Consider the following 12,339-nt stretch of genomic DNA (forward strand, 5'->3'; position numbering starts at 1 on the left):
TCCCCCTTCCCCTCCCAACAACCGTCTGCCACAGAAAACACCCAACAGCGAGGGGGGGAGCGACGCAACGGAAAGGGGGGCCAGGGCAAAGCCCCCCCCCCCCCCCCCCCCCCCCCCCCGCCCGCCGCGCGGCGGGCGGGAGGCGCCGAACGGCAGGTGGGGATCGGCGTCCCGCAGCAGCTCACCTAGCGGACCAGGCCCCACCGGAAACCGAGCGCCACGGCGTGCGCGCGGTCCGAGGCGCCGAGCTTCTTGAAGAGCCGGCGGGCGTGCGTCTTGACGGTGTCCTCGGAGAGGAACAGCTCGCGGCCGATCTCCGCGTTGGAGCGGCCGTGGCTCATGCCCTCCAGCACCTGGATCTCACGCGCCGTGAGCGTCGGCGCCGCACCCATCTCGGCCGACCGCAGCCGGCGCGGGGCGAGCCGCCAGGTCGGGTCGGCGAGTGCCTGCGTCACCGTGGCCCGCAGCTCGGCGCGCGAGGCGTCCTTGTGCAGATAGCCGCGGGCACCGGCGGCGACGGCGAGCGCCACACCGTCCAGGTCCTCGGCGACGGTGAGCATGATGATGCGGGCACCCGGATCGGCGGAGAGCAGCCGCCGGACCGTCTCGACGCCGCCCAGACCGGGCATGCGTACGTCCATCAGAATCAGGTCCGAGCGGTCGGCGCCCCAGCGGCGGAGGACTTCCTCGCCGTTGGCCGCAGTCGTCACGCGCTCGACGCCGGGCACGGTAGCCACCGCGCGGCGGAGCGCCTCTCGGGCGAGCGGGGAGTCGTCGCAGACGAGGACGGATGTCATGACCGCCCTCCGCAGCTGATGCGCGTCACCTTGAGCCTCCAGGCTGGTACGAATCGTCACCTGTGCGGTCGACACTCGTGGACGGATTCTGCCGTCTGCCCGAGCGCTTGTTCCTTCAACCGCCTCGCACTCTCAACGATGGTCACTCGAAAGAGTTACGGGGCCGTCCGCCATCTTCGGCACTCTACGTGAGGGGGCGGACACGGTGCAGACATGCGCCACGGACCCTCAACGTTTCATCACAACCCATGCCCCATTTAGCCGGTTTTCTTCCCTTTTGCTGGTGTCTATGGCTAGATTCGCAATGAGTCATATTTTCATCTCCTTAGATCGTAGATGTACGGTCGGTGGGCACATACCAGCCCAGAACGGCAACAAGGGGACACGCAATGGCAGATTTCTCCCGCCTTCCCGGTCCGAACGCGGACCTCTGGGACTGGCAGCTCCTCGCGGCCTGCCGTGGGGTCGACAGCTCGCTCTTCTTCCATCCGGAGGGCGAGCGCGGTGCGGCACGGAGCGCTCGCGAGAACTCGGCCAAAGAGGTCTGCATGAGATGCCCCGTGCGCGCCCAGTGCGCAGCCCACGCCCTGGCGGTGCGCGAACCGTACGGCGTGTGGGGCGGACTGACCGAGGACGAGCGCGAAGAGCTGATGGGACGCGCCCGCAACCGGCTGGTCACGGCGACGAGCAGCGGTGGCCCCGCCGCCCCGTCGCACAACTGAAGGAACGTTTCTCCAAAGATGGGCACGCGCGGGCGTGCCCCTGCTTTTGGTGCGGTGCCGCCTGCCTCGGCGGTCCTTTTTGCGCGCCGCAGCCCGCCTCAGCGGTCTTTTGCCGCGCCGCCGCCCCGGCGGCCCCCGGGTGCGCTGCCGCCCGTCCTCAGCGGGCCGCGGCCCGGGCGAGCCGGTCGAGGGTCGCCGCCACCGCGGGCACCTGGGCGAGATCCGGCAGTGTGAGCGCCACGATCTCCCGCCGCACCGGGGGTTCCACCGTCACTGTGCGTACTCCCTTGGCGCGTACGGACTCGACGGCCAGTTCGGGAAGGACCGCGACACCGAGGCCCGCGCCGACCAGGCCGACCACCGCCGGGTAGTCGTCGGTGGCGAAGTCGATGCGGGGCACGAAGCCGGCGCTCTCGCAGGCCTCGATCAGCTGGCCGCGGCAGCGCGGGCAGCCCGCGATCCACGGCTCTCCGGCGAGATCTCCCATGGCGACCGACTCCGCCGTCCCCAGTCGGTGCCCTTCGGGGACGAGCCCGACGAGCCGGTCCACCAGCAGCGGCCGCACGACCAGGTCGTGCCATTCCTCGGTGGCCGCCGCTCCCTCGTAGCGGAAGGCGAGCGCGATGTCGCAGTCGCCCTCGCGCAGCATCTCCACCGAGCGCGGCGGTTCGGCCTCCTCGAGGGAGACGCGGGTGCCGGGGTGGTCGGCGCGCAGCGCGGCGAGCGCGGTCGGCACGAGGGTGGAGCTGCCGCTGGGGAAGGAGACGAGCCGGACGCGGCCCGCGCGCAGTCCGGCGATGGCGGCCACCTCCTCCTCCGCGGCGGTCAGCCCGGCGAGGATGCCCGCCGCATGGCGCACGAGAGCCTCGCCGGCCTGGGTCAGGCGCATCTCCCGGCCGGTGCGGATCAGCAGCGGCGTACCGACGGAGGACTCCAGCGCCTTCATCTGCTGGCTGACGGCGGGCTGGGTGCAGCCCAGTGCGCGCCCCGCCGCCGAGAACGAGCCGGTGGCGGCCACGGCGCGCAGGACACGGAGATGACGGGCCTCGATCACCCTTCGAGCATAAGTGACGCTTGGGTAGGGCGCCGAATACTGCGTCGACGCTTTGCCTTCCGGTCGCCTAACGTGCCGCCATGAAGCTTCTCTCACTGAACATCGGCCGGGCGCGGGCGGTCACCTACACGGATCAGCCGGAGGGCCTGACCGGCATCGACAAGCGGCCGGTGGACGGGCCCGTGCGGGTCGCGGCCCCGGGGCCCAAGGGGGTCGGCGCCGGCGGACTGGCCGGGGACGCCGTGTGCGAGAAGCGCCACCACGGCGGGGACGACCAGGCGGTGTACGCGTTCGCGCGCGAGGACCTCGACGAGTGGGAGCGGGAGCTGGACCGCCCGCTGGCCAACGGCGCGTTCGGCGAGAACCTGACCACGTCGGGACTCGACGTGTCCGGCGCCCGCATAGGCGAGCGGTGGGGCGTGGGTCCCGACGTCGTCCTGGAGGTGACCTGCGGACGCATCCCCTGCCGTACCTTCCAGGGCCACCTCGGCGAGCAGGGCTGGGTGAAGCGCTTCACCCGGCGGGGTGCGCCGGGCGCGTATCTGCGGGTGGTACGGCCGGGGGAGATCAGCGCGGGCGACCCGATCCGGATCCTGCACCGCCCGGACCACGACGTGACGGTGGCGCTCCAGTTCCGCGCCGTCACCCTGGAGCGGGCCCTGCTGCCGCGGCTGCTGGCGGCGGGGGACGCGCTGCATCCGGAGGTGCGGGACGACGCGCGCAAGTACGTGGAGAAGTACGGGTGTTAGCGCGGGGCGCAGGTGCGGCAGACCGGCGGGTACGGGCCCCGGCCTGGTGGGCGGGGCCGGGGCGCGTCCGTGGGGCCACCGGCCGGGCGGCGGTGCAGCGGTGCGGCGGCGAGAAGGCGGGTGGGGAGGCGGCCGGGGCGTGGCCGCGGGACCGCCGGGCACGGTGCGGTAACGGGCGGCGGCGGGCGCGGGCTCCTGCCGCGGTGGTCACTAACCTTGGTCCATGACAACGGCTTTGATTACGGGATCGACCGCGGGCATCGGCGCCGCCTTCGCGCGGCGGCTGGCGGCCGGCGGGCACAACCTCGTCCTGGTGGCGCGGGACACCAAGCGGCTGCGCGAGCAGGCCACCGAGCTGCACGACCGGCACGGCATCGAGGCGGAGGTGCTGACGGCGGACCTGGCGACGGACGAGGGCATCGAGGCGGTGGCAGCGCGCCTCACGGACCGCCGGAACCCGGTGGACCTGCTGGTCAACAACGCCGGTTTCGGCAACAAGGGCCGCTTCCTCGACGTGTCGACGGCAGACGAGCTGAAGATGCTCAAGGTGCACTGCGAGGCGGTGCTGCGGCTGACGTCGGCGGCGACCGAGGCCATGCGGGAGCGGGGCCGGGGCGGTGTCGTCAACGTCGCCTCGGTCGCCGCTTTCGTGCCGCGCGGTACGTACGGGGCCTCGAAGGCGTGGGTCGTGCAGTTCACGCAGGGCGTGGCGAAGGACCTGGCCGGCAGCGGCGTACGGCTCATGGCGCTGTGCCCCGGGTTCGTGCGCACGGAGTTCCACCAGCGGGCCGGGATGGGCACGGACAACATCCCGAAGTGGATGTGGCTCGACGCGGACAAGCTGGTCGCGTCGGCGCTGTCGGACCTGGCGCGGGGCAGGACGCTGTCCGTTCCGGACCCCCGTTACAAGGCCCTGATGGGCCTGGTGAAGGTGACCCCGCGGGCGCTGCTGGGCGGCGTCACGTCGAGGACCGGACGCAAGTACGGCCCGCAGTAGGGGCGTCCGCGCAGGTCGTGCCGCCGGGGAGCGGGCCTGGGCGTGGAGTGGATGGTGTCGTCCCTCCGGTGGGACGATGGAAGTGTTCCACCGGACCCAGGGGGCCGGAGGCGGCGCCATGACATTCGTACAGCTCATCGACTGCAGGACCAGCCGGTTCGACGAGATGAACCGGCTGATGGACACGTGGGTCGAACAGACCAGGGGGAAGCGGACCGCGACGCACAGCGTCATCGGCCGCGACCGGTCCGACGGGGACCATTTCGTGGAGATCGTGGAGTTCCCGTCGTACGAGGAGGCGATGCGGAACTCCGGCATGCCGGAGACGGAGCGGATCTTCCAGGACATGGTGGCACTCTGCGACGAGATGCCGACGTTCACCGATCTGGACGTGGTCCGGGACGATCAGCTCTGAGCGGCCGGCATCCGCAGGCGGCCGGCCGGGAAAAGGGGAAGCCCCCCTCACCCGGTGGGGGGAGGGGGACTTCTTCGAGGCGTCCTCCCTCTTCCCGTGGGGGGAGGGTGGGCTTCCTCAGGTGCTGCCGACCTCAGTGGGAGTGGCCGTGACCGTGGCCGTGGCCCGCGTCGCCCTCGTCCTCGGCCGGCTTCTCGACGACCAGGGTCTCGGTCGTGAGGAGCAGGGAGGCGATGGACGCGGCGTTCTCCAGGGCGGAGCGGGTGACCTTGACCGGGTCGATGACGCCAGCCTTGACCAGGTCGCCGTACTCGCCGGTCGCCGCGTTGAAGCCCTGGCCCTTGTCGAGTTCGGCGACCTTGGAGGTGATGACGTAACCCTCGAGGCCGGCGTTCTCGGCGATCCAGCGCAGCGGCTCGACGGCGGCCCGGCGGACGACCGCGACACCCGTGGCCTCGTCGCCGGTCTTGCCGAGGTTGCCCTCGAGGATCTTCACGGCGTGGACGAGCGCGGAGCCACCACCGGAGACGATGCCCTCCTCGACCGCGGCGCGGGTCGCGGAGATGGCGTCCTCGAGACGGTGCTTCTTCTCCTTCAGCTCCACCTCGGTGGCGGCGCCGACCTTGATCACGCACACGCCGCCGGCCAGCTTCGCGAGGCGCTCCTGGAGCTTCTCGCGGTCCCAGTCGGAATCCGTGGACTCGATCTCGGCCTTGATCTGGTTGATCCGGCCGACGACGTCCTCGGACTTGCCGCCACCGTCGACGATGGTGGTGTCGTCCTTGGTGACGGTCACGCGGCGGGCGGTGCCCAGCACGTCAAGGCCGACCTGGTCGAGCTTGAGGCCGACCTCCTCGGCGATGACGGTGGCACCGGTGAGGGTGGCCATGTCGCCGAGCATCGCCTTGCGGCGGTCGCCGAAGCCGGGGGCCTTCACCGCGACGGCGTTGAACGTGCCGCGGATCTTGTTCACGACCAGGGTCGACAGGGCCTCGCCCTCGACGTCCTCGGCGATGATCAGGAGCGGCTTGGAGGAGTTGGTCTGGATGACCTTCTCCAGCAGCGGCAGCAGGTCCTGGATCGAGGAGATCTTGCCCTGGTGGATGAGGATGTACGGGTCGTCGAGGACGGCCTCCATACGCTCCTGGTCGGACACCATGTACGGCGACAGGTAGCCCTTGTCGAAGGCCATGCCCTCGGTGAAGTCCAGCTCAAGACCGAAGGTGTTGGACTCCTCGACGGTGATGACACCGTCCTTGCCGACCTTGTCCATCGCCTCGGCGATGAGCTCGCCGACCTGGCTGTCCTGGGCGGACAGACCGGCGACGGCGGCGATGTCGGACTTCTCGTCGATCGGCCGGGCGGTCGCGAGGAGCTCCTCGGACACGGCCTTGACGGCGGCGTCGATGCCCTTCTTGAGGAGGGCGGGCGACGCGCCGGCGGCGACGTTCTTCAGGCCCTCGCGCACCAGCGCCTGGGCCAGCACGGTGGCGGTGGTCGTACCGTCACCCGCGATGTCGTTGGTCTTGGTCGCCACCTCCTTCACCAGCTGGGCGCCGAGGTTCTCGTACGGGTCGTCGAGCTCGACCTCGCGGGCGATGGTCACGCCGTCGTTGGTGATGGTGGGGGCGCCGAACTTCTTGTCGATGACGACGTTGCGGCCCTTGGGGCCGATCGTCACCTTCACCGTGTCGGCAAGCTTGTTGACGCCGCGCTCAAGGGCGCGACGGGCGTCCTCGTCGAACTTCAGGATCTTCGCCATGGAGCGATTCAGCCCTCTCGGAAAACTTGGGAGAAACGAACTGCGCCCCCAGCGCCCGGCTTATTAAGGTCGCGGGGGCCAGGGGCGCAGCTCACTGCAAAACTGGGATGAACTACTTCTCGATGATCGCGAGCACGTCGCGAGCCGAGAGGACGAGGTACTCCTCGCCGCTGTACTTCACCTCGGTGCCGCCGTACTTGCTGTACAGCACGATGTCGCCGGTCTTCACGTCGAGCGGCAGGCGCTCGCCGTTCTCGAACCGGCCCGGGCCCACGGCCAGGACGACGCCCTCCTGGGGCTTCTCCTTGGCAGTGTCCGGAATGACCAGGCCAGAGGCGGTGGTCTGCTCGGCGTCGAGCGGCTGGACCACAATGCGGTCCTCGAGCGGCTTGATGGCAACCTTGGAGCTGGTGGTCGTCACGATCCGACCTCCCCCTTCGGAGATCTCACGGGGTTAACTGTCTGAGGTGGCGACCAGGTGGATCCGTCGTCGCGGGTGCCGGACCTGCCCGTCGCTATTGGCACTCTCCAGGGGGGAGTGCCAGACCAGAGACTATGACCGCGATTAGCACTCGGTCAAGCGGAGTGCCAAACGAGGAGCGCGCGCCGCGCACTTTCCGCTCCCTTCGGGCACCCCCGTGCGCCGCTACAGGTAGTCCTCCAGGCGGGCCGGCGTGAGGCCCTGGGCCTGGATGCGCCGCAGCAGGCGCGTGGTCGTCGCCGTGAGGTCGGGTTCGTCGGTGCCGAGGAGGATGTCGCCGGGGCGCAGGCGGTCCCGGCCGGGCTCGCGGCCCAGCACCACGGCCGAGACCCCGCAGTCGGCGGCGGCGCGCAGGGTGGTGGCGTCGTAGGTGCCGTACGGCGGGCGGAGCAGCCGGGGCAGGACGCCGAAGCGTTCCCTGAGCTTGTCCCGCTGACCGCAGATCTCGGCGCGCTGGCCCGCGTACGGCAGTCCGCGCAGGGAGGAGTGGTCGAGCGTGTGGTTCTGCACGCTCGCGCCGACCGCCCGGAGGCGCGCGACGTGCCCGTACCCCGGCCCGACGACACGGTCGGTGAGGAACAGGCTGACCGGCAGCCGCAGTTCGCGGACCATGGCGGCGAAGCGCGGATCGCGTTCGGCACTGTCGTCGTAGGTCAGGAAGACCACCTTGTCGCGGGTGGGGACGCGGGCGAGGACCGGCGGCAGGCCGGGGCCCGCCGCGCGTACGGGGGGCCGCCGGCCGGGCGGCCGGGGGGCGGAGGCGAGCGGCGCGGTCAGCCCCCAGCGGCGGTAGGTCCCGGCGGGCCGCCCCGGCCGCGGAGCGGTCGGTTCCCAGCGGCGGTACGTCCCGGCGGGCGGCCCCGGCCGGCCGTGCGGGCGCACCTGCTGCGCCGCCTTCCTTCCCAGGCGCTCGATGGGGTCGACGGACTGGGCGCAGCCGGTGGCTCCGGCGAGCAGCCCGGCGACGAGCAGCCAGGCGAGCAGAGCGCGCCCACGCCCGGCCACCGCCCCCACCCCGGTCGCGGTCGCGGAGCACCGCTCGCCGCCGGCCACCGCCCCCACCCCGGTCGCGGGGCGCCCCCGGCACCCGGTCACCCTCCCGGCCCCCGTCTCCGGGCACCCTTCGCGCCCGGTCACCGGCGGCGCTCTCGGCGTGGAAGACCGCTCGCGGCCGTCCGGCGGGGCGCACCGCTCACAGGTAGTCCTCCAGCCGCGCCACGGCGTACCCCTCGTTCGTGACCTTCTTCAGGAAGCGGCGGACCATGTCCGGCATGGTGCCCTTCCAGTCCTCGCGGCCCCGGAAGTGGGTGAGGACGATGTCGCCGCGGTGCAGGGACCGGTCCCACTCGCGGTAGTCCCAGTGGTCGACGAAGACCTCCTCGTTCCAGAGCGGGGCCGCCTTGATCCCGCAGGACGCGGCGGCGCGCAGGGTGTTCTCGTTGTAGTTGCCGTAGGGCGGCCGGAAGAGCGTGGGGCGCTTGCCGAACTGCTTCTCCATCACGGTCTGCATCCCGCAGATCTCCCGTTTCTGCTCCGTGTACGAGAGGTTCGGCAGATACGGGTGGTGGAGGGTGTGGTTGTTCAGGGCGACGCCCGCGTCCCGCATCTTCCGGAAGTACCCGTAGTCCTCCTTGGCCAGGTAGTCGCTGAGGAAGGCGGTGTACGGGATCTTCAGTTCGCTCATCATCCTGAGGAACGCCGGGTCCTTCTCGGCGCCGTCGTCGATGGTGAGGAAGACGACCTTGTCCTTGGTGGGGACGGTCGTGAAGACGGGCGGCAGTTCGTCCTGGCCGTCCACCTCGAACCCCGCGCGGGTCGTGATCTCCGGCTTCCTCGCCGGCGGGGCCGGCGGGGTGAGCGGGACCCTGGCCAGCCCCCAGCGTCTGGCCGCGGCGACTCGCGCGACGTGCGCGGCGCGCAGCTTCGAGGCGTACGCGTCCAGGGCGCGGGCGGGCGGCGCGTTCAGCGGCTGCTGCCCGGAGGCCGGCCGCGCACCGGAGCCGGGGTCGGCGCAGCCGGCGGCGAGTGCCGCGGCGGCGAGCACGACGATGCCGCCCCGGACCCGCCGCACCGTCCTTCCGCCCGCCGTCCCACGAGGCACCGCACCACAAAACAGCGTCCGCTCCGAGCGATTTTCGTCATTTTGTCGTACTGGTCGCATGGTGCCGGATCCTCGCAGGCCACCTTCCGCGGGCCGGTCCGACACCGCCGCCGGACGCGCACCGTCCACCGACTGGCCCACAATGGGCCGGTGACCGATCTGGACCCGCTGGCCTCCTTCGCCTCCCTCCACACGCCCGAGGGCCGCGCCCTCCTCGACGAGGTGCGGGGCACCGAGCCCGCCCGGGAGCTGGCCGTCGCGACCCGGCTGCGCCGCGCGTACCCGGCGCCCCTGGTCACGGCGGCGCTCGCTCAGGCGCACCTGCGCCGACGGGCGGCGGCCAAGTTCGGGGCCGCGGACGCGGAGCGGATGTTCTTCACGCCCGACGGCGTCGAGCAGTCCACGCGGACGAGCGTCGCGGCGTACCGCGCGGAGCGGTTCCGGGCGCTCGGGGTGCGCTCCGTCGCCGACCTCTGCTGCGGCATCGGCGGCGACGCGATCGCCCTGGCTCGCGCCGGGATCCGGGTGCTCGCCGTGGACCGGGACCCGCTGACGGCGGCGGTGGCCCGCGCGAACGCCGAGGCGCTGGGCCTGGCGGAGCTGATCGAGGTGCGTGAGGCGGACGTCACCGAGGTGGCCACGGCGGAGTACGACGCCGTCTTCGTGGACCCCGCCCGGCGCGGCGGCCGGGGCCGGATCTTCGATCCCGAGGCGTACTCGCCGCCGCTGTCCTGGGCGACCGCGACGGCCCTGAAGGCGCCGCGGGCCGCGCTGAAGATCGCGCCGGGCGTCCCCCACGAGGCGATCCCGGCCGAGGCGGAGGCGGAGTGGATCTCGGACGGCGGGGACGTGAAGGAGGCCGTGCTGTGGTTCGGCACCGAGCCGGGGCTGGTGCGGGCCACGCTGCTGCCCGGTCCGCGCGGGCTGCGCGGGCGGGGACTCCCCGACCCGCCGGTGCGCCCGCCGGGCCGTTACCTGTACGAGCCCGACGGCGCCGCCATCCGCGCCCACCTCGTCGCCGAGGTGGCCGAGGAACTCGACGGCGGCCTGCTCGACGAGACGATCGCGTACATCACCTCCGACCATCTGCGCCCGACCCCGTACGCCACCGCGTACGAGATCACCGACCGGCTGCCCTTCAGCGTGAAGAAGCTGAAGGCGCTGCTGCGGACGCGGGAGGTCGGCATCCTCACCGTCAAGAAGCGCGGCTCGGCCGTCCAGCCCGAGGAGCTGCGCCGGAAGGTGAAGCCGCAGGGGCGCAACGCGGCGACGGTGTTCCTCACGCGGGTGGCGGGGGCGCCGACGATGCTGGTCGGGCACCCGGCGTAGGTCCCGTCCCCCGGCGTCAGGCGCGGTCCGCCGCGCGGGCCAGCAGCAGTGCGCGTTCCCGTTCGTTGCGGGCCAGGGACGCGGCCCGCTCGAACTCCGCGCGGGCCTCGGCCGTACGTCCGAGGCGTGCGAGCAGGTCCCCGCGCACGCTGGGCAGCAAGTGGTAGGAGCGCAGGGCGGGTTCGTCCGCGAGGGCGTCCACCAGGGCGAGGGCGGGCCCGGGGCCTTCGGCCATGGAGACGGCGACCGCGCGGTTCAACTCGACCACGGGGGACGGGGAACGGGCGGCGAGGACCCCGTACAGGGCGGCGATCCGCCCCCAGTCGGTGTCCTCGTACGCGTACGCCTGGGCGTGGCAGGCGGCGATCGCGGCCTGAAGGACGTACGGTCCCGGGCCGCCGGCGGATACGGCGTCGGCGCGGGCGAGAGCCGCGAAGCCGCGGCGGATCAGCATCCGGTTCCAGCGGCGGCGGTTCTGGTCCCTGAGCAGCACCGGTTCCCCGGACGGGCCGGTGCGGGCTGCCGATCTGGACGCCTGGAGCTCCAACAGCGCGGCCAGCCCGTGCACTTCGGGCTCCTTGGGCATCAGCCCGGCCAGCACGCGGGCCAGCCGCAGGGCGTCCTCGCACAGGCCGGGGCGCAGCCAGTCGTCGCCCGCGGTCGCGGCGTACCCCTCGTTGAAGACCAGGTAGATGACCTCGAGGACCGAGCCGAGGCGGGCCTCGCGCTCCGGGCCGCAGGGCACCTCGAAGGCGACGTTCCTGGTGGCCAGCGTCCGTTTCGCGCGGACGACGCGCTGCGCGACGGTCGCCTCCGGGACGAGGAGGGCGCGCGCGATCTCGGGCGTGGTCAGGCCGCCGACGAGCCGCAGCGTGAGCGCGATGCGGGCCTCGGCGGACAGGACCGGGTGACAGGCGGTGAAGACGAGCCGCAGCAGGTCGTCGTCGATGTCGTCGGGATCGGCGGGGGTGTCGAGGTGGTGCGGGGCGGCTTCGAGGTCCCGGCCGACCTCAGCGAGCTTGCGCGCGTACCGCTCCCGGCGGCGTACGAGGTCGACCGCGCGGTGCCTGGCCGTGGTCATGAGCCAGGCGCCCGGGTTGTCCGGGACCCCGTCGCGCGGCCACTGCTCCAGCGCGGCGACCAGGGCGTCCTGCGCGAGTTCCTCGGCGATCCCGACGTCCCGCACGGTCCGGGCGACACCCGCGATGATGCGAGCGGACTCGATCCGGAAGATCGCCTCGACCGCCTCGACCGCCCGCGCGGCGGCGGATGCGTCGGCGCCCGCCGCACGGGCCGGGCCGGCTACCGCGCCGGCGGAGGGGCCGGCGACACCGGCTGCCGCGGGGGCGGAGGGGCCGGCTGCCGCGTCGGCAGGGGGCTCGGCGACACCGGCTGCCGCGGGGGCGGAGGGGCCGGCGGGGGGCTGCTCGGTCACAGCTCACACCTTGGCACATCCGCGCCGCACGGGCCGGGCACCGGCTCAGCCCTCCATGATCTCCCGCACCTCGGAGGTGACCGTCCAGTACGTCTCGTGGACCTTCAGGAAGCGCGTGGTCCACTCGATCGCCTCGGCCTTGTCCTTGGCCTGGATGAGCGCGTAACCGCCGATGACCTCCTTGGACTCGGTGAAGGGACCGTCGGTGACGGAGATCTGCCCGTTCTCCCAGTGGACGCGGGTGCCCTGAGCGGTCGGGGTGAGCCCGGCGGTGTCCAGCAGGACCCCGGCCTTGGTCATCTCCTCCAGCAGCTCCCCCATCCGCTGCATCAGCTCGGGGCTCGGGCCCTCGGCGGGCGCGTTGTTCTCGTCGATGCGGACCATCGTGAGGTAGCGGGGCATGGTGGCTCCTTCGGTACGACGGCCGGCCGTACCGGTCGTCCCGGGCGGGGTCTCTCCCCGCTCTCACCCCTGCGTCGAACGGGAGACGTCCGGAT

At 72.4% G+C, this 12,339-nt stretch carries 12 protein-coding genes and 1 pseudogene; 5 read left to right on the forward strand and 8 right to left on the reverse strand.

The features are described 5' to 3' along the window. Positions 1 to 185 precede the first annotated feature (185 nt). Positions 186 to 797: a response regulator transcription factor gene (locus AC069T_RS01105; protein ID WP_003948568.1), complete on the reverse strand. Its 612-nt coding sequence runs from the start codon at positions 795 to 797 to the stop codon at positions 186 to 188. Between the two features lie 389 nt (positions 798 to 1,186). On the opposite strand from AC069T_RS01105, the gene AC069T_RS01110 reads away from it, so the two are divergent. Then, positions 1,187 to 1,519: a WhiB family transcriptional regulator gene (locus AC069T_RS01110; protein ID WP_476753424.1), complete on the forward strand. Its 333-nt coding sequence runs from the start codon at positions 1,187 to 1,189 to the stop codon at positions 1,517 to 1,519. A gap of 157 nt (positions 1,520 to 1,676) precedes the next feature. Here AC069T_RS01110 and AC069T_RS01115 read toward each other — a convergent pair whose 3' ends face one another. After that, positions 1,677 to 2,573, reverse strand: coding sequence for a LysR family transcriptional regulator (locus tag AC069T_RS01115; RefSeq protein WP_358855246.1), 897 nt, complete (start codon positions 2,571 to 2,573; stop codon positions 1,677 to 1,679). A gap of 80 nt (positions 2,574 to 2,653) precedes the next feature. On the opposite strand from AC069T_RS01115, the gene AC069T_RS01120 reads away from it, so the two are divergent. The 3 genes and pseudogenes from AC069T_RS01120 to AC069T_RS01130 all read left to right on the forward strand — a co-directional run. Continuing rightward, entirely contained in the window at positions 2,654 to 3,322 is a 669-nt protein-coding gene (locus AC069T_RS01120; RefSeq protein ID WP_478780714.1) for an MOSC domain-containing protein, read from the forward strand. 223 nt (positions 3,323 to 3,545) lie between these two features. Continuing rightward, positions 3,546 to 4,319, forward strand: coding sequence for an SDR family NAD(P)-dependent oxidoreductase (locus tag AC069T_RS01125; RefSeq protein WP_478780715.1), 774 nt, complete (start codon positions 3,546 to 3,548; stop codon positions 4,317 to 4,319). Between the two features lie 118 nt (positions 4,320 to 4,437). After that, a pseudogene (locus AC069T_RS01130) lies at positions 4,438 to 4,731 on the forward strand (ester cyclase); the annotation flags it as partial. A 136-nt stretch (positions 4,732 to 4,867) separates the two neighbouring features. On the opposite strand, the gene groL reads toward AC069T_RS01130, so the two are convergent. From groL to AC069T_RS01150, 4 genes are all read right to left on the reverse strand, one after another. Beyond that, positions 4,868 to 6,496, reverse strand: a complete 1,629-nt coding sequence (groL, locus tag AC069T_RS01135; RefSeq protein ID WP_478780716.1) for a chaperonin GroEL — start codon at positions 6,494 to 6,496, stop codon at positions 4,868 to 4,870. Between the two features lie 112 nt (positions 6,497 to 6,608). Then, positions 6,609 to 6,917, reverse strand: a complete 309-nt coding sequence (gene groES / locus AC069T_RS01140) for a co-chaperone GroES (protein WP_019066754.1) — start codon at positions 6,915 to 6,917, stop codon at positions 6,609 to 6,611. A 225-nt stretch (positions 6,918 to 7,142) separates the two neighbouring features. Then, positions 7,143 to 7,982 carry a polysaccharide deacetylase family protein gene (locus tag AC069T_RS01145; protein WP_478780717.1) on the reverse strand — a complete coding sequence of 280 codons (840 nt, stop codon included), beginning with the start codon at positions 7,980 to 7,982 and terminating at the stop codon, positions 7,143 to 7,145. A gap of 187 nt (positions 7,983 to 8,169) precedes the next feature. After that, positions 8,170 to 9,138 (reverse strand): polysaccharide deacetylase family protein, encoded by a 969-nt coding sequence (locus AC069T_RS01150; RefSeq protein ID WP_478780718.1) that lies wholly within the window; start codon positions 9,136 to 9,138, stop codon positions 8,170 to 8,172. Between the two features lie 90 nt (positions 9,139 to 9,228). Here AC069T_RS01150 and AC069T_RS01155 point away from each other — a divergent pair, with 90 nt between their 5' ends. Further along, positions 9,229 to 10,407: a class I SAM-dependent methyltransferase gene (locus AC069T_RS01155; RefSeq protein ID WP_478780719.1), complete on the forward strand. Its 1,179-nt coding sequence runs from the start codon at positions 9,229 to 9,231 to the stop codon at positions 10,405 to 10,407. Between the two features lie 16 nt (positions 10,408 to 10,423). Here the strand turns inward: AC069T_RS01155 and AC069T_RS01160 are convergent, their stop codons facing one another. Next, positions 10,424 to 11,641 (reverse strand): RNA polymerase sigma factor, encoded by a 1,218-nt coding sequence (locus AC069T_RS01160; protein ID WP_478780838.1) that lies wholly within the window; start codon positions 11,639 to 11,641, stop codon positions 10,424 to 10,426. Between the two features lie 246 nt (positions 11,642 to 11,887). Then, a complete protein-coding gene (locus tag AC069T_RS01165; RefSeq protein WP_478780720.1) occupies positions 11,888 to 12,244 on the reverse strand; it encodes a YciI family protein in 357 nt (118 codons plus the stop codon). Positions 12,245 to 12,339: the final 95 nt, after the last annotated feature.

The organism is Streptomyces sp. NPDC043867 (genome assembly GCF_056435845.1).